We start from the raw sequence: 19073 nt of genomic DNA, 5'->3' as shown, positions 1-19073 counted from the left end.
CCAGGCGGGCGGGATCGCGCCGTGGCGGTGCGCCGGGCGGGGGCCACCGATCGGCTCAGGCGGGGACGGCGACGGCCTCGCGCAGCAGCCGGCGGGCGAGGACCAGCCGGTCGGTGTCGTCGTCGAGGCCGGGCAGGTCGCCCACCCGGGTGACGGTGCCGGTGAGCAGGGTGCGCAGCGCGGGCTCGCAGGTGCCGGGCAGGGTGATCGTGCGGTCGGACAGCCGCAGCGCCACCCGGTGGTCATCGGTGGCGGCGAGCTGCCAGCGCAGCCCGGCGCGGGGGGCGATCCGGCTGTCGGCGGCGAGCGCGGCGAGCGCGGCGGCCTGGGCGAGGGGCCTGATCGGGGCCGGCCGAGCTGCGGGCCAGGCCCGATGGCGTAGCCGGGCGGCGATCGTCGCCGGCTCGGCGCGCAGCAGCCAGTCCCGCAGCGCCTCGATGGTCTCGGTCAGCTCGGGCTCGATGGCCTCGGGGTCGGCGACATCGGTGCCGAAGGGCAGCCCGGCCCGCAGCCGGGGATCCTCGGCGGCCAGGGCGAGCAGCTCCTCGACCATGGCATACCGGGTCAGCGCGCGGATGCCGACGGTCAGGTGCAGTGAGCTGGACTCCTGTGCCTGCGCGCTGTGCAGCCAGCCGCGCGGCAGGTAGAGCGCGTCGCCGGAGGCGAGCACCACGTCCAGGGCGGCGGGACCGTCGGCAATGGCGGCGACCTCGTCGGCCCGCCCGCCCCAGGGCTGCTTCTCCAGCGGGTCGGGCAGCACCGGCGGGTGGATGCGCCAGTGCTTGCGGCCGTCGACCTGGAGCACGAAGACGTCATGGGTGTCGTAGTGGGTGGCGAAGCCCTGACTGCCGGCCGGGGTCAGGTAGGCGTTGATCTGCAACGGCTGGGCGAGGGCGGTGCCGAGGTCGCGGGCGAAGTCGACCAGGGCGGGCCAGGTGCGGTGCAGCCCCTGCAGCACCAGGGTGGCACCGGAGGCGTACAGCTCCAGCACCTTCTCGTCGAGGACCTGATCGGCGATCTCGGCGCCGGCGCCGCCGCCGCCGGTGTAGCGCGCCGCTGGGACGAGCTCGCCGTCCCTGGCCACCCGCAGGAACGGGGTACGCAACCCACGCCGGCTGAGCAGTTCGTCGGCGTCGGCGGGGCTGAGCAGGTCGGTGAAGCCGTCGGCGTTGGGCAGCTCGTCGGCGCGGGAGAGCAGCGGGGCCCGCCCCCAGTGGGCGGCGGCGAACTTCGCCGGCTCGACGCTGGCGCAGCGCGCGAGGGCGTCGGCGGCGGACGAGACCGCCGGGCGGCGGTGACCGCCCGGCGGGTCGATGGTCGTCACGACGGTCGTCAGCGGGCGCCGCCGTCGGCGCCGCCGTCCTGCTGGCCCGGGGTCGCGCCACCGTCGGCCGGACCCTCGGCACCACCGTCGGCGCCGCCGTCCTGCTTGCCCGGGGTCGCGCCACCGTCGGCCGGGCCCTCGGCACCACGGTCGGCGCCACGGTCCGCGCCACGGTCCGCGCCACGGTCCGCACCACGGTCAGCGCCCTGGTCCGCACCACGGTCCGCACCGCCGTCGGCACCACCGTCCTGCTGGCCCGGGGTCGCACCACCGTCGGCCGGGCCCTCGGCGCCGCCGCCGCTGGTGGTCTGCATGTCGTCGTCGTTGAGTGCCATGGCTGCTCCCTCGTGTGCCGCCCCCGCCGTAGGTCGGGGCCTGTCGTGCAGCGGGTGGTACCCCACGCGCGATCTTCTCTAACCACACCGTAGACGGCGGGACCCGGCGACAGGGACGGTTCGCCGGGCCCCGCCGGAGCTCACCCGTTACGGGAGGTCGCGCCGTTGAGGGTGACGGCGGTGGGCGACAGGTTGGCGTCGTCGTGGGTGCCCTGGAAGCGCGCTGGACACCACCCTGCGGCGCTTCCCGGCCGAGACGCGCGTCGCCGTGGCGCCCCGGCACGCGTCAGCCGGACGGCGGTGACCCCGCCGCACGCGGCGCCCGCCCCGCCGCTGGGGCGGGACGGGCCGGGGATCACCCGTCAGGGGATCATCCGCTGCAGGTCGCGCGGCATGTTGGACTTGACGTCCTGCCATGTGCCCTGGGTGACGTGCTGGCGCAGGGTGTCGAGCACCACCTGCACCACCCGCTCCGTACCGCCCTCCACGTCGTACGGGAAGCCCTGGCGGACCTCGTAGAGGAAGTCGTCGCGGTTGAGCTTGATCGGCACGTTCTCGGGCTGCCACCCGTCGAAGTAGATCCCGCGCAGCAGCACCGGCAGCTGGGCGGCGAACTCCGCGCTCTCCGGCACGGACATCCGGTCCCGCAGCAGGTGCAGGACGGTTCGCAACGCCGCGTAGGACTGGTTGCGCTGCGCCTTCGGCCACCCGTACGCCTGCTCGATGTCCTTGAGGATCAGGTTCGTCTTGTCCAGCGAGGACTCGAACGCGGAAATCAACTGCTCAGCCATCTGCCCACCCCCGTGCGTCGCTCTCCCACCGTCGGTCGTCGTCGCGGCGTGGCGGCCCGCTCGGCCCCCGCCTCAGCCGGGTCGGCCTCCACCGACCGGGCCGCTCGCGGGCGCTGCCGTCGGCCGTCCCGACCACGTGCAGCACCCCGCCGCGTCGCCTGTCCGTCACGACCCGAACCGCCATGGGCCACCTCCGTCGCTGTCGGCCTCGCGGTCGGCGTCGGTCGACGGACCGCAGACACCGACCATGCTGCGCGGCGATCAGGTGAGCTCGCGTCACCCCGACCGGGTGAACCGGGCGGCCGGCTCAGCCGGCGTCGAGCAGCCCGGCCAGGATGCTCGCCCGGGGTGCGCTCGGCCCACAGCCGCGCGGTCCGTTCCACCGGCGGCGAGTAGTAGGTGGCGTCCACCTCGACCAGTGGGAAGCGCCGGGCGTAGTACGCCAGGCGCTTCTCCGGGGTGTCCGCGGTCTGCGGGTACCACCCCGAGTCCAGCAGGGTCCGGTCGGTCCAGGACGCGGTGCCCACCTTGATCTCACCCATGGGAAGAGTCCACCGCGCCCGGACCTGACCGGCAACCGCGACGCCCGCCCGCTCAGGCGGCCCGCCGCTCCCGCGTCTGCTTGCAGGCCACGCAGGAGGTGGCCGACGGGAAGATCTCTAGGCGCTCGACCGGGATCGGCGCGGAGCAGCCCTCGCAGAAGCCGTAGGTGCCCTGGTCGAGGCGGGTGAGGGCGTGTTCGAACTGGGCCCGGCGGTCGAGGATCGTCCGCAGCAGGGACTGCGCGGTGTCCCGCTCGGCGGTCTTGGTGCCGCTGTCGGCCTGGTCGTCGCCGGCCGTGTCGCCGACCTCCACCAGCCGCAGCACCTGGCTCTGCGCGACCGCCTGCTCGTACTCCGCGGACAGCTCGTCGTGGCGGGCCTGCAGGGAGAGTCGGATCTGGTCGATCTCCGCCTGGGATCGGCCCGTACCGACCGTGTCGTGGACGAGCATCGCTGCCTGCCTTTCGTCGGGCCCCGACCCGGTCGGGCCGGTCACCCGGATACGGTCCGCACGGGTGAGCTCACCCGTGCTCGGTGAGCCGGGCGAATACCCGTCCGTGGAGTGGATCAAACCGATGAATTTTGCGGCCTCAGTCGACCGGTTCGTCCGGCTCCACGAGGGCCGGGTGCCGGGGGTCGTCGGCGCGGACCACCACGTCGGCGAAGGAGGCCGGGGCGACCTCGTCGGCGTACCGGGCGAAGGCCGGCAGGGTCCACCGCAGCTCCGGGTCGGTACGCCGGGCCAGGGCGGCCGGCGAGAGCGCCAGGTGCACCGCGACGTCGAAGGGCAGCCCACCGCCGAGCAGCAGCGCCCCGCTGATCAGCAGTACCCCGCCGGGCGGCAGTGCGACGTACGCCGCCCGGCTGGCCCGGTCGGTCCCGGCGTCCCAGAGCGAGGGCAGCACCCGCCCCGAGCCGCCCGGGCCGGCGGGGTCCAGCGCCTCCCGGCGCAGCCCGGCCTCGTCGGTCCAGCTCTCGTAGTACGCGTCCGGGTTGGTCCGGCCCTGTTCGAAGCGGATCGAGGCGGGCCGCAGGAAGTCCTCGGCGCGCACGTGCAGTACTGGGCGGCCGAGTGCGCGCAGCGGGTCGACCAGGGACTCGGCGAGGCGCTGCGGCGCGGCGGCCGGCGGGCCGTCCACGGCGACCCGCAGCCGGCCGGGCTGGTCGGCCGGGGCGACGGCGGGGCTCGGCTCGGTCGCGGCGGAGAGGAGCCGCTCGGTCAGCTCGGCGACGAGCCGCTCGGGCGAGATGGGTCGGACACGCATCCGACCATGGTGCCCCGGCCGGTCAGCCGGTGTGGTCGATGGTGACCCGGGCGTCGTCGGCGAGCCGGTAGCCCACCCCGTAGACGGTGGTGACAAGAGGGACGTCCACGCCGACCTTGCCGCGCAGCCGGCGTACGTGCACGTCGACGGTGCGGACCCCGGCGTGCTCGTAGCCCCAGACCGCGTTGAGCAGTTGCAACCGGGTGAAGACCCGGCGCGGGTGGGCCACCAGGTGCAGCAGCAGGTCGAACTCCAGCCGGGTCAACGGCAGCGACTCGCCGTCGCGCAGCACCGAGCGGGAGGAGGCCAGGATGTGCAGGGCCGTGATGGTCGGCGCGAGCGACCGGGCCGGGGACCGGCCGCCGGGCAGCGGCTCGACCCGCCGTTCGGCGGGGACGCCGTTGGTGGTGATGGTGCCCTCGCCGCGCTCCAGCATCTCCCGGGCGGCCTCCAGCAGCCGGCGGGCCGGCGGGGTCAACGACTCCTCACACGCCAACGGGATGGACAGGGTCACGGTGAGCACGGGTGTGGCCGTGTTCGCCGGGCGGCGCTGGCCGCCGGGGGGACGACCGGGAACCGCGGGTTGGGACGTATGCCATCCGGCGCGCGACGAGGCGGGGCTGACCGACATGGTCCTCCTTGGCTGGTCCGGGTGTAATCCCACGGCCCGGGACGCCGCTTCATCGATGCTTCCCGGCCCCTGAGCGAGGGTCAAGGGGCGGCCACGTTGCATGAATGTGACAATTGACGAACACATCGCAGCCGAACGCTCGCTCTGCGTACGAGCCAGATGATTACAGCAGAGTCGCCGGGGCGGCCGGCTACGGGGGTACCCGCGCCGGTTCACTTTGGTCGGTCATCCCGGCCGACCCACCAGGGCGGAGGGCCCCCCGGCACGCCGCACCCTCCTCAGCGGGACCGGTCGACCCGGACCCTGGCCTCGTCGGCGAGGCGGTAGCCGACGTGACCCTCCCGTGGTGGGCAGGCAAGCTACCAGTCCGCCGGGCGCGTCCGCCGACTAGCCTGGACGGGTGACCGACGACCTGGACGCCGAGACGCTGGCCTTCGCCCACCGGATGTTCGACCTGGCGCGCGACGGCCGGGCCGAGGAGCTGAGCGGCTACGTCGACGCCGGCCTGCCGGTGAACATGACCAACGACAAGGGCGACACGCTGCTCATCCTGGCCGCGTACCACGCCCACCCGGACACGGTGACGGCTCTGCTCGCCCGGGGGGCCGACCACTCCCGCACCAACGACCGGGGGCAGACCGCGCTGGCGGCGGCCGTGTTCCGCAAGAACGCCGAGGCGGTCCGGGCGCTGCTCGACGCCGGCGCGGATCCGGCGCACGGCGGCCCGTCGGCGGTGGAGACCGCCCGCTTCTTCGACCTGCCGGAAATGCTCACCCTGCTCACCTCCCGCTGAGACGACACCATGGACGATCCCGTACCGGAGCGGATGCGCACAGCGGCCACCGCGCTGCTGGCCGCGCTCGACGAGCCGGCCCGCGCCGCCGCCGGCCACACCTTTGACGACGAAGGCCGGCGTCGGCTGGAGTACCGGCCCCGGCCGCGACCCGGGGTCTGCCTGGCCGACCTGGACCGCGCCGGGCGCAAGGCCGCGCACCGGCTGCTGGCCACCGCGCTGAGCCCACCTGCGTACGCCCAGGCGATGGCGGTGGTGGCGCTGGAGGAGGTGCTGGACCGGGCCGAGGAGTGGCAGCGTGGCCGGCACAGCGGCGACTACTGGGTGGCCCTGTACGGCGACCCGGCCCGCGACGACCGCTGGGCCTGGCGATTCGAGGGGCACCACCTGTCGGTGAGCATGACGGTGGTCGACGACGAGGTCTCCCCCGCCCCGGTGTTCCTCGGCGCCAACCCCGCCACCGTCCGGCACGCCGGACGGCCCGTCTCCCGCCCGCTGGGCGTCGAGGAGGACCTCGCCTGCGAGCTGCTGGAGGCGATCGGGCCGGCCGGGCGGGCCGCCGCGATCGTCGCCGACGAGGCGCCGGCGGACATCGTCAGCGCCACCCGCCCGTCAGTCGACGCGCCGATCACCCCGCTGGGCGTGCCCGGCGACCGGCTCGGCGTCACCGGCCGGGCGCTGCTCGACCAGCTCGTGGCGCTCTATCTGGACCGGCTCCCCGCCGAGCTGGCCGTCCGCGAGGCGGACCGGCTCGCCGGGGGCGAGCTGCACTTCGCCTGGGCCGGGTCGACCCGGCCGGGCGCACGGCACTACTACCGGGTGCAGGGCGACGACCTGCTGATCGAGTACGACAACACCACCGACGACGGCAACCACGCGCACACCGTGCTGCGCCGCCCGGCCAGCGACTTCGGCGCCGACGTGCTCGCCGCCCACCACGCCCGCGCCCACTGACGCCGGTCAGGCCGGCCGGACCGCCTCGATCAGGAAGCGGCGGGCGTGCGCGACGAGGGTCCCCTCCGTGCGGATCCGCCGGTCCAGCGCGGCGAGCTGCGGCCGGTGCCGGTCCACGTCGAAGTCCGGCACCGTCCAGACCACCTTGCGCAGGAACCAGACCACCGCGCCGACGTCGTGGAAGACCGCCCGCAGGGTGGCCTGTTCGAGGCGGGCCACGGTCAGGCCGGCGGCCTCGGCGGCGGCGACGGCCTGCTCGGGGTGGCGGGTGTCGGGCGGCGGCAGCGGGCCGAGGACCGCCTCGCTCAGCTCGCGCATCGTGCCCGGACCGATCTGCTGGGACAGGTACGCCCCACCCGGCCGCAGCACCCGGGCAATCTCGGCCCACCCGGTGGCGACCGGGTGCCGGCTGGTGACCAGGTCGAAGGAGCCGTCGCGGAACGGCAGCCCCGACGCCGGGCCCACCTGGACGACGCTGGCGCCAACCCGGCGCAGCGTACGCCGGGCGACCGCGACGTTGGGCGGCCAGGCCTCCGTGGCGACCAGCAGCGGCGGCGGGGCCGGCACCCCGGCGAGCACCTCTCCCCCGCCGGTGTCGACGTCCAGCGCGGTGCGGGCCGCCGCCATCCGGGCCGCCACCAGCCGGGTGTAGCCCCAGGGCGGGCGCTCCTCGGTGGCCCGGCCGTCCAGCCAGGAGAAGTCCCAACCGTCGACGGGCGCGGCGGCCGCCTCGGCGACCAGCTCGGCGAAGGTGCGCTCTGCCATCCGGCCACCCTGCCCCGCCCGATGGGCGGCCGGCAACCGGATTTGACCGGCGTCGATCGACTCCAGATCGGGGACGGGGCGGCATCCGCGCCAAGCGCAACCCGCCAGTTGACCGAGATGGCGCGCGGCGCGGGTACCGCGCGCCCGGCGCAGGATCAGGCGCGCGGGCGGATGATCTCCACGGTGGAGCCGGCGGCGGGCACGCCGTCCAACGCCTCGAAGCCGCTGGGCTCGCGGCGGGCGGTGTCGAACTCACGCATCAGGCGCGCGCCGAGCCGGACCCCGACCGCGCCGACCGCCAGGGCGACCAGCTCGGTGACGACCAGGACCCCGGTGGCGCCGCGCTGCGGGGCGTCGGCCCGGATCAGGCAGGCCAGCAGGAACAGCGCGGCCATGCCCGCGTTGAAGACGGCGGCGCTGACGAAGAGCCCGAACGGGAACGTCACCAGCATCGGTTGGATCGGATGTCCCTGCACCCGCAGCCGGCTCTCCATCGGTTCCTCCCGGGATCGGATCAGCTCACGAATCCAGGGTGCTACGCCAGTGCGGCGAACAACGCGCTCAACCCTCCCGGGGACGGGACACCGTGGCGACCAGCCGCTCGGCGACCTCGCGCAGCGGGATGTCCAGCGAGGAGGCGGCGTTGCGCAGCACGTCGAGTGCCTCCGGCGCCGGGCACCCGCGCTGGATCATGATCACCCCGATCGCCTGGCCGACGACGCCCTCGGCGAGCAGCGACTCGTCCAGCTCACCGGCCCGCTCGGCCTGCTTGGCCCGGTCGCGGACCGCCGCCAGCAGCAGGCCGGCGTGCTCGGCGAGCAGCATCGCGGTGAGCTGGTGCCGGGCGCTGAAGGTGCCGCCGGAGTCGGTGTAGAGGTTGATCACTCCGATGGCCTGCTCGTCGACGTCGACCGGCGCGGAGATCACCCCACGCACCCCGAGGCCACGCGCCCGGGCCGTCCAGCCCGGCCAGCGCTCCTCGGCGGCGAGGTCCTGGGCGACGGTCATCTCACGGCGCCGGACGGCGCTCATCGCCGGCGACTCCGGGCCGTGCCGCAGGTCGTCCAGCTCCGCCAGGCGCGGGTCGGAGGCCGCCACCCCGGCCGGCTCCCCGGCGCGCAGCGCGGTGAAACCGCACCAGGTCACCTCCGGTACGGCGTCCCGGGCGATGCGCACCAGCCGGGCCAGCGCCTCGTCGAAGTCGTCGGCCGCGATAAGACCGGCGGTCAACTCGCGCAGCAGGGCGGCGGTCTCCAGCACGCCGAGGGTGTCTATCGTCGGCTCCCGCGTGTCCAGGTTCACCGGCGCACGGCCCCCGCGCACCGACCCGCCCCGACGACCGGCCCCATTGCCTGTCTCATCGTGTGATCTCCCCTGACTCATGAGCCCCGGGCTACTACCCTCGCAAACCCGGGTCGAAACCGCGTAAAGGGGTCCCTTCCGGCGTGTTGCCGCGCCGGAAGGGACCCCTCGGTTCGCGCTCAGCGCGCGGCGGAGAGCCGCCGGCCGACCGAGGCGATCAGCCGGTCCAGCTCCGAGCCGAACGGGTTGTCGTGGACCAGGTACGTCCAGGTGGCACTCGGCCGGACCAGCTTGGCGGCATCCGGCTCCCAGTCCTCGGCGAACTCGGTCTCCTCGAAGGTCGCGATGGTCCGCGTCTCGATCTCGGGGACGAGGTTGTTGAACGCCGGCACCGCCGACCGGTGGAACTCGTCCAGCGGGTCGAGGCGGCCCAGCGCCCGCAGGTGCACGCCCTCGCGGACCTCCGACAGCTCGGCCAGGTGCTCGGCCCAGAGCCGGTCGAGGTGATAGAGGGCGATCGACCGGGCGACCCGGGCGAGCAGGTCCTCGTCCATCTCGCCGGCCTTCTCCGGCACCCGGTCCAGCAGCATCAGCGCGGCCACGTCGCTGGTGAGCAGCCGCTCCCGGCGCTCGGCGAGGGCCTTGCGCTGCTGCTCGATCACCACGCTGTACCGCCAGGTGTTGCGGTGGATCTCGTGGTTGACGCCCTCGGCCACCCGCTGGGCGTGCTCCACGGCGTAGTCGACCTGCTCGTCGGTGACCAGGCCGTCGGCGTTCATCCGCGGCGAGGCCGGGACGGTGTCGCCGGCGTGCCGGACCACCAGGTCGTCCTCCAGGCTGACGAGGAAGACCGACCCGCCCGGGTCGCCCTGCCGGCCGGCCCGGCCACGGAGCTGGTCGTCGACCCGGCGGCTGTCGTGCCGGCCGCTGCCGATCACGTACAGGCCGCCCAGCTCGGCCACCCGCTCCCCGTCGGACTGGTCGCTGCCGCCGAGCCGGATGTCCACGCCCCGGCCGGCCATCTGGGTGGAGACGGTCACCGCGCCGTACGCGCCGGCCTCGGCGATGATCGCCGCCTCCTCGTCGTCGTTCTTGGCGTTGAGCACCACGCAGGGCACCCCGGCGGCGTGCAGGCCGGCGGCCAGCCCCTCGGACTCCTTGACGTCCAGGGTGCCGACCAGCACCGGCCGGCCTGCGGAGTGGCAGCGCTTGATCTCGTCGATCAGCGCCTCCTCCTTCTCCGCCCGGGTCGCGTAGATCCGGTCCGGCTCGTCCTGGCGGACGCAGGGGGTGTTCGGCGGGATCACCGCCACCTCGAGGCCGAAGAACTCGCGCAGCTGGTCGCCGACCAGCACCGCCGTGGCGGTCATCCCGCAGACCGTCGGGTAGAGCGCGATGTACGCCTGCACGGCGATGGTGCCCAGCACCTCGCCCTCGGCGGTGGCGTCGAGGCCCTCCTTCGCCTCGACCGCAGCCTGCAGGCCGTCCGGCCAGCGGCGACGCTGGGCCACCCGGCCGCGCATCTCGTCGATCAGCTCGACCGAGCCGTCCCGGACGATGTAGTCGACGTCGCGGTGCAGCAGGGAGTGCGCGTGCAGCGCCACGTTGACGGCGGAGAGCTGCCCGACGTGCTCGGTGTCGTACAGGTCGATGCCGCCCAGCTTCGCCTCGACGGTGGCCAGGCCAGCGGCGGTGAACGCGACGCTGCGGCCGTCCTCGGCGACGGTGTAGTGCTTGCCCTTGCGCAGGCCGCGCACCAGCGCCGCGGCGGCGTGCGCCGGGTCCTGCTCGCCGGCGACCGCGCCGGCGAGCACCATCGGCACCCGGGCCTCGTCGATCAGGATCGAGTCGGCCTCGTCGACGATCGCGGTCTTCAGCGGCGGCTGGACCCGGTCGGCGAGGTCGGTGACGAGCTGATCGCGCAGGAAGTCGAAGCCGGCCTCGCTGACCGAGACGTAGGTGACGTCGCAGGCGTAGGCGGCGCGCCGCTCCCCGGGGGTGGAGGCCTCGTTGACCCAGCCGACGGTGAGCCCGAGCAGCCCGTAGACCGGCGCCATCCACTCGGCGTCGCGGCGGGCCAGGTAGTCGTTGACGGTGAGCACGTGCACGGGCCCGTTGCCCAGCCGGACGTGCCCGTACGCGGCGACGGTGGCGGTGAGCGTCTTGCCCTCACCGGTGGCCATCTCGGCGACCTTGCCCGAGAGCAGCGCCATCGCGCCGAGCAGCTGCACGTCGTACGGCCGCTGGTCCAGCCCGCGGCGGGCGGCCTCCCGGCCGATCGCGCAGATCTCCACGTACTCCGTGGCGGCACCGGCGGCCTCGGTGAGCGCGGCGTCGTCGAGGGCGGACAGCTCCTCCTCGCGCGCGGCGATCTGCGGCAGCAACTTCTCCAGCGGGGCCAGGTCGACCGTCGTCCCCGGGCGCTGGAGGAACCGCCGGAACCTGCTCTTCAACCGTTGCGACACACCCATGAGCGGCAACGGTACGCGAACCGGCCGGGTCGTCGCTGCCCGGCTCGTCCGGGGCGTCCCGGGCGTCCCCGTCTGCGCCCGTCCGGGCAGGTCAGAGACGGCGGACCGGGTCAGCTCGCCAGCAACTGGTGGGCGGCCGGCTCGCGGCAGAGCGGACCGGTGACGGTCAATTCGTCGTGGGTGCCGACCGCGACCGCCCGGCCGCCCGTCGAGCACCACGATCTGGTCGGCGTCGACGACCGTGGCCAGCCGGGGCACCGGTGCCCGGGGTCAGCAGGTCAGCACCACCTGGAGTTCCTGCCGGCGCCGCTCGGCCAGGTCGGTCAGCAGGGCGGGCGCTTCCTCGAGCGGCACCACCGCCGAGACGAGGTGCTTGCGGATCACGTCGCCGTACTGCCGCAGCAGCTCGATGGTCTCGGCGGAGAACCGTTCCCGGTCCCAGGTCGGCGCGAGCCCGCGCGGCACCCGCCCGATCTGGGCGCAGCGCAGCGAGAGCCCGTTGTGGTGGAACTCCTCGCCGAACCGGACGGCGTCCGCGCCGTCCTGGTAGAAGGCCAGGTCGATCACCGTGCCCTGCGGGCGCAGCAGGCGCAGCGCCAGCTGCAGCGCCCACGCCTGGCCACGGCACTGGAACACCACGTCGGCGCCCCGGTCCCCGGCGGCGTGGCTCCAGCGGGTCTTGAGCACCACGGCCGGGTCGTGGGCCTCCGGGTCGAGGGTCTCCAGGCCGAGCGCCTCGGCGACCTGCCGCCGCTGCGGCGTCCGGTCCAGCACCACCACCGACGCGGCGCCGTGACGCCGGGCGAACAGGGCGGTGAGCAGGGCGACGACGCCGCTGCCGACCACCGCGACCCGCCGGCCGCGCACCCCGTCGCCGAGCGAGCGCACGTCGGTGCCGCAGAGGTCGGCGGCGGCGTGCAGCAGGCCGTTGGCGCAGATCGGGCCCATGTGAGCGACGTAGACGCCGAGCAGCGGGTCGAGGTCGTCGGGGAGCGGGACGAACCGCTCGGCGACCGGGTCGGCCACGTGGCCGCTGCGGTGGCCGTAGGTCATCGCCCCGACCGTGCCGACCGCGACGGCCGGGGTACGGCTCTCCACCACCCGACCGACCTGCATGTAACCGAGCCGGGTGACCGGGTACGGGGTGCTCGCCCCGCCGGGCTGGAACAGGCCCAGGTCCGGGTTCCAGGTGACGTTGAGATAGGGGTTGGTGCCCTTGACGAAGCTCAGCTCGGTACCGGCGGAGACGCCGCTGTAGAGCGTCTCCACCCGGAAGGTGCCCTCGCGCAGCTCGGCGGCGTCCTGCTCGACCAGCTCGACCGCGCCGGGTCCGCTGACCACCACGACCTTGTCACGCATCGACGCTCACCGCCACGCCGGCCAGCGGCGCGGCCGCCGGGCCGGTCGGCAGGGTCACGGCCCGGCCGGTGCGGGCCGACTCGGCGAGCGCCAGGGCCAGCCGCTGGGTACGCAGTGCCTCCGCGTACGGCACCCGGACGTCGTCGCCGACGCCGGTCACCGCGTCGACGAAGGCCCGGTCGACGGCGATCCGGGCGCCGTCCGGGTCGGAGGAGATCCGGCGCTCACCGTCGGCGTCGCGGATCACCAGGCCGCCCTCGGCGAGCGACAGCGCCAGCCCGTCGGCGAGGATCTCCAGCCCCGCCCGGTGCTTCCAGGTCAGCACGCAGCCGGCGGCGAGGGTGCCCACCGCCCCGTTGGCGAAGCGCAGGGTGGCCGCGGTCACCGAGTCGATGTCGGCGCCCTCGACGGGCGGCGGGGTGCCGTTGCCGTACGCGGTCACCTCGACCGCCTCGCCGACCAGCGCCCGGACCAGGTCCAGCACGTGCGCGGCCTGCTCGACGACGGGACCGCCGGAGCGGTCCCGCACCGCCCACCAGGCCACCGGCGGGACCTTGTCCAGCCAGGCGCCGTTGACCATCCGCACCGGCCGGTCGGCCAGCAGCTGGCGGGCCTGCTCCACCACGTGCAGGTACCGCCAGTGGTGGCCGACGGCGGTGAGCAGCCGCTTCCGCTCGACCAGCGCGGCGATCCGCTCGGCGGTGTCCAGGTCGACCGCGACGGGCTTCTCCACGAACATCGGGACGCCGGCCGCGATGACCGCCTCCTCCACCGGCCCGTGCGCGAACGGCGGCACGCAGACGTACACCGCGTCCGGCCCGGCGGCGAGCAGCTCGTCCACGTCGGCGAAGGCCCGACCGCCGTGCGCGCCGGCCAACTCCGCCGCCGCGTCCCGGGCCACGTCGGTCACCCCGAGCAGTTCCACGCCCTCGAAACCGCCCAACACGCGGGCGTGGCGTTGCGCCACCCCGCCGGCCCCTACCAGTCCCACCCGGCACCTGCGCATCCCACCGACCCTCTCGACGCGTTTCACGACCAGCCGGAACAGCTCTCCCCGCCGCACCGGAACGCGAAACCCGACGGGTCCGGCAATGAACCGTTCAGCTGGCGAAAACCGGGCGGTGCACGGTCCGTGATCAAGCTGGTAGGCATGATCCGGTTAGCGCGCGAGCGGAGATGGGAAAACACCTCCGCGTTTCCGCCACAATCTGGGGGTGTGCCAGTGCGGGATACAGATTCGATCGTCTCACCTGTGGTGGAGGCATGGGCCACGTACCGAACGACCTCGGCCGACGACTGGCCGGCCCGCCGGCTGATCTGCGCCAAGGGTGACAGCCGGGTCAGTGTGGTGCTGCCGGCGCGAAACGAGGAGGCCACCGTCGGCGCGATCGTGTCGACGATCCGCGAACACCTGATCGACCGGATCCCCCTGGTCGACGAGCTGATCGTGGTGGACTCCCGGTCGACCGACCGGACCGCCCAGGTGGCCCGCGCCGCGGGCGCGGAGGTGGTCAGCCAGGACGCGATGACCCGGGGGCTGCCCCGGCTGACCGGCAAGGGCGACGCGCTCTGGGCCGGCCTGGCCGCCGCCGAGGGCGACGTGGTCGCCTTCCTCGACGCAGACCTGCGCGAGTTCCGTCCGCACTTCGTGACCGGCCTGATCGGACCGCTGCTGACCGACCCGTCGGTGGACTTCGTAAAGGGCTTCTACCACCGGCCCCTGGTCGGCGCCGCCAGCGTGGAGGCCGACGGCGGCGGGCGGGTGACCGAACTGATGGCCCGCCCGCTGCTCAACCTCTTCTGGCCGGAGCTGGCCGGCTTCGTGCAGCCCCTCGCCGGCGAGTACGCCGGCCGCCGGGAGGTGCTGGAGCAGGTGCCGTTCGTCTCCGGCTACGGGGTGGAGACGGCGATGCTGATCGACCTGCTGGAGCTGGTCGGCCTGGACGCCCTCGCCCAGGTGGACCTCGGCGAGCGCAAGCACCGCCACCAGGACACCGCGGCGCTGGGCCGGATGTCCGCGCAGATCATGCACACCGCCTGGTCGCGGTTGCAGCGTCGCGGCTGGGCCAGCCCCGGCACCACGCCGGCCACGACGCTCACCCAGTTCCGCCGGGGCGGCACGGACGCGCTGCCCAATCTGGACCGGGAGATCGTGGTCAGCGACGTCTCGGTGCAGGAGCGCCCGCCGCTGGCGCAGCTGCGGCACCGGGTGCCGCGCCGGCGGGTGGCGGCGTGAGCGGGCGCGGCGGGCGAACCGTCGCGCTCCGCGTCGTGGCGCCGCCCGGCGACACCGACGGCAGGGCGGTGGCGGCGTGCGGCTCCGGTCGCCGCGACCGGTACCCGACGGCGGGCCGCGCGGCCCGGCCGGTGGCGGAGAGCGGACGGCCGACGGGGGCCCCGCCGAGGGAAAGGACAACAGCGCGATGAGTCTCACCGTCCTGATGAACGCCGGCCCCTGGTTGTCCGTGCCGCCCCCCGGCTACGGCGGGATCGAGAACGTCATCGCCACCCTGGTGCCGGAGCTGCGGCGCCTCGGCGTACGGGTGGTGCTGGCCTCGGTCGACACCAGCACCCTGCCGGCGGACGAGAAGTTCTCCGTCTTCCCCGACGGGCAGTTCCACGCCCTGCAGCGGCCCTACAACCAGGTCTGCGGGATCTCCCAGGCCCACCTCAACGGGGTGGTCCGCCAGCTGCACCGCCGCGACGACATCGACCTGGTGCACGACCACGTGGAGGCGGTCGGGCTGGCCACGCTGGCCGCGATGGGGCCGGACGCCCCGCCGGTGCTGCACACCCTGCACTGGGACCTGGCCAAACACCCCGAGCTCTACGGCAACCTCGACGCCGGTGACCGGGTCCGGGTCAACGGTGTCTCCGCCTCCCAGCTGGCCCGCGCCCCCCGGGCACTGCGGGAACACTCGGTGGGGCACGTGCACCTGTCCACCCCGCTGGCCGTCGGGGCGGACCGCGCGGCGCGCCCCGACAAGGGCGACCACACGATCATCCTGGGCCGGATCAACCCGGGCAAGGGGCAGGACGTGGGCGCCCGGCTGGCCCAGCGGGTCGGGGTGCCGCTGGTGCTCGCCGGGCCGGTCGGGCCGTACCACCGCCCGGAGGACCTGGCCGCGGCCGGGGACGAGGCCCGACAGAACCCGGACGTGCGCTTCTTCTACGACGAGGTGGCCCCGCACGTCGACGGTGACCTGGTCCGCTGGGTCGGCACGGTGGCCGGGCAGGAGCGTGACGACCTGCTGGCCGGGTCGAAGGCCTCGCTGTTCCCGCTGCGGTGGGAGGAACCGGGCGGCACCGCCGTGGTGGAGTCCCTCGCGCTGGGCACGCCGGTGGTGGCGACCGCCCGCGGCTGCCTGCCGGAGCTGATCGAGCACGGGCGCACCGGCCTGCTCACCACCGACGAGGACGAGCTGGGCGACCTGCTGCTGGCGGCCAGCGTGCTCGACGCGGACGACTGCCGGCGCGAGGCCGCGACCCGGTTCACCCCGGCGGTGATGGCGCAGCGCTACGTCGACCTGTACGAGCGGGTCCGCCAGGGCGTCCCGTCCCGGCAGTTGCAGGTCGCCTGAGGCGTACCCCGGCTCCTGTGGCCCGGGCCGGCGTGGTCCGCCCGTTTGTCGTGCCGACGGGAGGGAACGCCACGACGCGACGGAGGGAGCCCCGCGATGGCCGGTCCGATGGCGCACTCCCGGGCCCGGCGCAACCCGGCGGACGGCCGCGCGCCGGTACGCCGGGCCGCCGCCACCGTCGGGACGGTGTTCCTGCTGGTCGGGGCCCTCGGCTTCCTGCCCGGGATCACCAGCGACTACGGCGACCTGCGGCTGGCCGGGCACCAGTCCGGCGCCGAACTGTTCGGGGTGTTCCAGGTGTCGGTGCTGCACAACCTGCTGCACCTGGGCTTCGGGGTGGCCGGCCTGGCGCTGTCGCGGACGGTCGGGCTGGCACGCGCGTACCTGGTCGGCGGCGGGGCGGTCTACCTCGTGCTCTGGCTCTACGGGCTGGCCGTCGACCACCCCAGCGCGGCGAACGTCATCCCGGTCAACGCCGCCGACGACGCGCTGCACCTCGGGCTCGGGCTCGGGATGCTCGCGCTCGGCCTGCTCGCCGGGCGGGACGGGGATCGCCGCTGACCGGGCGCCGGCATCCGATCGTCCGGTTTCACCCCGCCGGATCCCCGGGTACCTGGCTGGACCTGAGCACGCGAGCGTCGTACCGGCGAATTGACCCGAAATTACCTCTCTCGCCTGGTTACATGGGCAGGGGTGGGTATCGCGCCCGTCCTTTCTGTCGTGACGGGGTGAGAGCCAATGCCCAGACGGGTGACCACGGAGCCGGCACGGGACCGGGGGCCGGCGATTCTGGCACCGGCGCGGTTCGGCGGCTATCCCGGCCCGGTCCGGCCGGCCCTGCCGGGAAACAAACTGGTCAAGCTGCTCGGCACGACCGACGCCAAGCAGATCGGCCTGCTGTACCTGATCACCTCGTTCGGGTTCTTCATCATCGGCGGCGTGCTGGCCCTGCTGCTCCGGATCGAACTGGCCCGGCCGGGCCTGCAGATCCTCTCCCCCGAGCAGTACAACCAGATGTTCACCATGCACGGCACGATCATGCTGCTGCTCTTCGCGACGCCGCTGGTGTTCGCGTTCGGCAACTACATCGTGCCGTTGCAGATCGGCGCGCCGGACGTCGCGTTCCCCCGCCTCAACGCCTTGGCGTACTGGCTCTACCTGTTCGGCGGGACCATCGTGGTCGCCGCATTCGCCACTCCAGCCGGGGCGGCCGACTTCGGCTGGACCGCGTACAACCCGCTGAGCAACGTGGAGAACTCCCCGGGCGTCGGCGCCAACATGTGGGTGATGGGGCTGGTCCTCTCCGGCCTGGGCACCATCCTCGGCGCGGTCAACATGATCACCACCACGCTCACCCTGCGGGCACCGGGAATGACCATGTTCCGGATGCCGATCTTCACCTGGAACATGCTGCTGACCAGCGTCCTGGTGATCCTGGTCTTCCCCCTGCTGGCCGCCGCGCTGTTGGCGCTGGCCGCGGACCGGTTGCTCAACGCGCACGTGTTCGACGCGGCCACCGGCGGGCCGATGCTGTGGCAGCACCTGTTCTGGTTCTTCGGCCATCCCGAGGTCTACATCGTCGCGCTGCCGTTCTTCGGCATCGTCACCGAGGTCATCCCGGTCTTCGCCCGCAAGCCGATCTTCGGATACACCGGTCTGGTGCTCGCCACCATCGCGATCACCGTGCTGTCGATGACCGTCTGGGCGCACCACATGTTCGCCACCGGCCAGGTGCTGCTGCCCTTCTTCAGCATCCTCAGCTATCTGATCGCCGTACCGACCGGCGTGAAGTTCTTCAACTGGATCGGCACCATGTGGAAGGGACAGCTCACCTTCGAGACGCCGATGCTCTTCGCCGTCGGCTTCCTGGTCACCTTCCTGCTCGGCGGCCTCACCGGGGTGCTGCTGGCCAGCCCGCCGGCCGACTTCCACGTCACCGACACCTACTTCGCGGTCGCCCACTTCCACTACGTGCTCTTCGGCACCATCGTGTTCGCCGCCTTCGCCGGGGTCTACTTCTGGTTCCCCAAGATGACCGGACGGCTGCTCGACGAACGGCTCGGCAAGATTCACTTCTGGACGATGTTCGTCGGCTTCCACGGCACGTTCCTGGTGCAGCACTGGCTGGGCAATGAGGGCATGCCCCGGCGGTACGCCGACTACCTGCCGAGCGACGGCTTCACCGTGCTCAACACGATCTCCAGCATCGGCTCGTTCGTGCTCGGCGCGTCCACGTTGTTCTTCATCTACAACGTCTGGAAAACCTGGCGGTACGGTGCGCTGGTGACCGTGGACGATCCGTGGGGCTTCGGCAACTCGCTGGAGTGGGCGACCACCTGCCCGCCCCCGCTGCGCAACTTCGACCGGATGCCCCGGATCCGCTCCGAGCGCCCGGCGTTCGACGCCAAGTACGGCTCGCTCGTCGCCGACCTGGGCCGCGACCTGCCGCAGCGCACCACCCGCCCGCCCCAGCAGTTCCACGAGGAGCTGCGGCACGAGCGGCACGTCCCGGAGTCGCCGGCGGTCGAGGGCGCGCACGGCGCCCGGGAGGCGGTGGACTTCCATCCCGCCCCGCAGTTCGGCGCCCGGCCGGTGGAGGTGCCGGAGCCGGAGGAGGTGCGCCGGCCCAGCTTCGAGCAGACCGACGCGCCGGAGCCCGCCGCGGAACGGGCGCCGCAGGAGAACGAGCGGTGGCGACACCCGCACCGCAAGGACGACACCGAGGAGCACTGACCGGGGCAACCGGGAGGGGCCGGCACCGCGACGGTGCCGGCCCCTGCCGGTGGACACCGCCGGCATCGGGTTGCCCGCCACCACCCCTTGGCGACCAGGAACGCGGGACCTCCACCGGTCGCCGGCGGTGCGGCGTCGACCGAGGGACCCACCACGTCACCCGGCCCCACCACGCACGGCACGGCCACGCTGGCGACCCCGGGACGGCGGGCGTACCGGGGTCGGGC

Annotated in this window: 18 protein-coding genes and 1 pseudogene; 6 read left to right on the top strand and 13 right to left on the bottom strand. The window is 73.9% G+C overall.

Annotation, left to right across the window (positions count from 1 at the left end):
• Positions 1-55 precede the first annotated feature (55 nt).
• The 7 genes and pseudogenes from ABZ807_RS13210 to ABZ807_RS13180 form a co-directional block, all read right to left on the bottom strand.
• Positions 56-1324 (bottom strand): cupin domain-containing protein, encoded by a 1269-nt coding sequence (locus tag ABZ807_RS13210; RefSeq protein ID WP_357156238.1) that lies wholly within the window; start codon positions 1322-1324, stop codon positions 56-58.
• A gap of 8 nt (positions 1325-1332) precedes the next feature.
• The gene (locus tag ABZ807_RS13205; RefSeq protein WP_357156236.1) at positions 1333-1659 is read right to left on the bottom strand and encodes a hypothetical protein; all 327 of its coding nucleotides are present in this window, start codon (positions 1657-1659) and stop codon (positions 1333-1335) included.
• A 362-nt stretch (positions 1660-2021) separates the two neighbouring features.
• Entirely contained in the window at positions 2022-2450 is a 429-nt protein-coding gene (locus ABZ807_RS13200; protein WP_357156232.1) for a DUF2267 domain-containing protein, read from the bottom strand.
• A 344-nt stretch (positions 2451-2794) separates the two neighbouring features.
• Positions 2795-2992 (bottom strand): annotated as a pseudogene (locus ABZ807_RS13195) (DUF72 domain-containing protein); the annotation flags it as partial.
• Between the two features lie 52 nt (positions 2993-3044).
• The gene (locus tag ABZ807_RS13190) at positions 3045-3443 is read right to left on the bottom strand and encodes a TraR/DksA C4-type zinc finger protein (RefSeq protein ID WP_357156230.1); all 399 of its coding nucleotides are present in this window, start codon (positions 3441-3443) and stop codon (positions 3045-3047) included.
• Between the two features lie 139 nt (positions 3444-3582).
• Positions 3583-4257, bottom strand: a complete 675-nt coding sequence (locus ABZ807_RS13185) for a uridine kinase (protein ID WP_357156227.1) — start codon at positions 4255-4257, stop codon at positions 3583-3585.
• Positions 4258-4279: 22 nt separating this feature from the next.
• A complete protein-coding gene (locus ABZ807_RS13180) occupies positions 4280-4888 on the bottom strand; it encodes a winged helix-turn-helix domain-containing protein (protein WP_357156223.1) in 609 nt (202 codons plus the stop codon).
• Between the two features lie 400 nt (positions 4889-5288).
• Here ABZ807_RS13180 and ABZ807_RS13175 point away from each other — a divergent pair, with 400 nt between their 5' ends.
• Positions 5289-5681, top strand: a complete 393-nt coding sequence (locus ABZ807_RS13175; protein WP_357156219.1) for an ankyrin repeat domain-containing protein — start codon at positions 5289-5291, stop codon at positions 5679-5681.
• 9 nt (positions 5682-5690) lie between these two features.
• Complete coding sequence (locus ABZ807_RS13170; protein ID WP_357156216.1) at positions 5691-6635, top strand: DUF3500 domain-containing protein; 945 nt, start codon at positions 5691-5693, stop codon at positions 6633-6635.
• Positions 6636-6641: 6 nt separating this feature from the next.
• Here ABZ807_RS13170 and ABZ807_RS13165 read toward each other — a convergent pair whose 3' ends face one another.
• From ABZ807_RS13165 to ABZ807_RS13140, 6 genes are all read right to left on the bottom strand, one after another.
• On the bottom strand, positions 6642-7400 hold the full coding sequence (locus tag ABZ807_RS13165) for a class I SAM-dependent methyltransferase (protein WP_357156213.1): 759 nt from the start codon (positions 7398-7400) through the stop codon (positions 6642-6644).
• 155 nt (positions 7401-7555) lie between these two features.
• Positions 7556-7894 carry a hypothetical protein gene (locus ABZ807_RS13160; protein WP_357156210.1) on the bottom strand — a complete coding sequence of 113 codons (339 nt, stop codon included), beginning with the start codon at positions 7892-7894 and terminating at the stop codon, positions 7556-7558.
• 67 nt (positions 7895-7961) lie between these two features.
• A complete protein-coding gene (locus ABZ807_RS13155; RefSeq protein ID WP_357156207.1) occupies positions 7962-8702 on the bottom strand; it encodes a GAF and ANTAR domain-containing protein in 741 nt (246 codons plus the stop codon).
• Between the two features lie 179 nt (positions 8703-8881).
• On the bottom strand, positions 8882-11173 hold the full coding sequence (gene secA2 / locus ABZ807_RS13150; protein WP_357156204.1) for an accessory Sec system translocase SecA2: 2292 nt from the start codon (positions 11171-11173) through the stop codon (positions 8882-8884).
• 270 nt (positions 11174-11443) lie between these two features.
• Positions 11444-12532, bottom strand: coding sequence for a zinc-binding dehydrogenase (locus ABZ807_RS13145; RefSeq protein ID WP_357156200.1), 1089 nt, complete (start codon positions 12530-12532; stop codon positions 11444-11446).
• A complete protein-coding gene (locus ABZ807_RS13140; RefSeq protein WP_357156197.1) occupies positions 12525-13538 on the bottom strand; it encodes a Gfo/Idh/MocA family oxidoreductase in 1014 nt (337 codons plus the stop codon). The genes ABZ807_RS13145 and ABZ807_RS13140 overlap by 8 nt, the downstream gene beginning before the upstream one ends.
• A gap of 249 nt (positions 13539-13787) precedes the next feature.
• On the opposite strand from ABZ807_RS13140, the gene ABZ807_RS13135 reads away from it, so the two are divergent.
• The 4 genes from ABZ807_RS13135 to ctaD all read left to right on the top strand — a co-directional run bounded on the left by ABZ807_RS13135 (position 13788) and on the right by ctaD (position 18846).
• Positions 13788-14768, top strand: a complete 981-nt coding sequence (locus ABZ807_RS13135) for a glucosyl-3-phosphoglycerate synthase (RefSeq protein WP_357156511.1) — start codon at positions 13788-13790, stop codon at positions 14766-14768.
• 187 nt (positions 14769-14955) lie between these two features.
• Complete coding sequence (locus tag ABZ807_RS13130; RefSeq protein ID WP_357156194.1) at positions 14956-16113, top strand: glycosyltransferase; 1158 nt, start codon at positions 14956-14958, stop codon at positions 16111-16113.
• 108 nt (positions 16114-16221) lie between these two features.
• A complete protein-coding gene (locus ABZ807_RS13125) occupies positions 16222-16674 on the top strand; it encodes a DUF4383 domain-containing protein (RefSeq protein ID WP_357156509.1) in 453 nt (150 codons plus the stop codon).
• A gap of 177 nt (positions 16675-16851) precedes the next feature.
• Positions 16852-18846 carry a cytochrome c oxidase subunit I gene (gene ctaD / locus ABZ807_RS13120; protein WP_357156191.1) on the top strand — a complete coding sequence of 665 codons (1995 nt, stop codon included), beginning with the start codon at positions 16852-16854 and terminating at the stop codon, positions 18844-18846.
• The last annotated feature ends 227 nt before the right edge of the window (positions 18847-19073 follow it).

The sequence above is a fragment of the Micromonospora sp. NPDC047548 genome, assembly GCF_040642975.1.
GTDB lineage: Bacteria > Actinomycetota > Actinomycetes > Mycobacteriales > Micromonosporaceae > Micromonospora.
This window is presented reverse-complemented; position numbering and strand designations above follow the sequence as displayed.

What these genes read in the sequence shown, in the direction of transcription:
- ABZ807_RS13205 (WP_357156236.1), bottom strand. Translation starts at nt 1,659, where the DNA reads ATGGCACTCAACGACGACGACATGCAGACCACCAGCGGCGGCGGCGCC.
- ABZ807_RS13200 (WP_357156232.1), bottom strand. Translation starts at nt 2,450, where the DNA reads ATGGCTGAGCAGTTGATTTCCGCGTTCGAGTCCTCGCTGGACAAGACG.
- ABZ807_RS13190 (WP_357156230.1), bottom strand. Translation starts at nt 3,443, where the DNA reads ATGCTCGTCCACGACACGGTCGGTACGGGCCGATCCCAGGCGGAGATC.
- ABZ807_RS13185 (WP_357156227.1), bottom strand. Translation starts at nt 4,257, where the DNA reads ATGCGTGTCCGACCCATCTCGCCCGAGCGGCTCGTCGCCGAGCTGACC.
- ABZ807_RS13180 (WP_357156223.1), bottom strand. Translation starts at nt 4,888, where the DNA reads ATGTCGGTCAGCCCCGCCTCGTCGCGCGCCGGATGGCATACGTCCCAA.
- ABZ807_RS13170 (WP_357156216.1), top strand. Translation starts at nt 5,691, where the DNA reads ATGGACGATCCCGTACCGGAGCGGATGCGCACAGCGGCCACCGCGCTG.
- ABZ807_RS13165 (WP_357156213.1), bottom strand. Translation starts at nt 7,400, where the DNA reads ATGGCAGAGCGCACCTTCGCCGAGCTGGTCGCCGAGGCGGCCGCCGCG.
- ABZ807_RS13160 (WP_357156210.1), bottom strand. Translation starts at nt 7,894, where the DNA reads ATGGAGAGCCGGCTGCGGGTGCAGGGACATCCGATCCAACCGATGCTG.
- secA2 (WP_357156204.1), bottom strand. Translation starts at nt 11,173, where the DNA reads ATGGGTGTGTCGCAACGGTTGAAGAGCAGGTTCCGGCGGTTCCTCCAG.
- ABZ807_RS13145 (WP_357156200.1), bottom strand. Translation starts at nt 12,532, where the DNA reads ATGCGTGACAAGGTCGTGGTGGTCAGCGGACCCGGCGCGGTCGAGCTG.
- ABZ807_RS13140 (WP_357156197.1), bottom strand. Translation starts at nt 13,538, where the DNA reads ATGCGCAGGTGCCGGGTGGGACTGGTAGGGGCCGGCGGGGTGGCGCAA.
- ABZ807_RS13130 (WP_357156194.1), top strand. Translation starts at nt 14,956, where the DNA reads ATGAGTCTCACCGTCCTGATGAACGCCGGCCCCTGGTTGTCCGTGCCG.
- ABZ807_RS13125 (WP_357156509.1), top strand. Translation starts at nt 16,222, where the DNA reads ATGGCGCACTCCCGGGCCCGGCGCAACCCGGCGGACGGCCGCGCGCCG.
- ctaD (WP_357156191.1), top strand. Translation starts at nt 16,852, where the DNA reads ATGCCCAGACGGGTGACCACGGAGCCGGCACGGGACCGGGGGCCGGCG.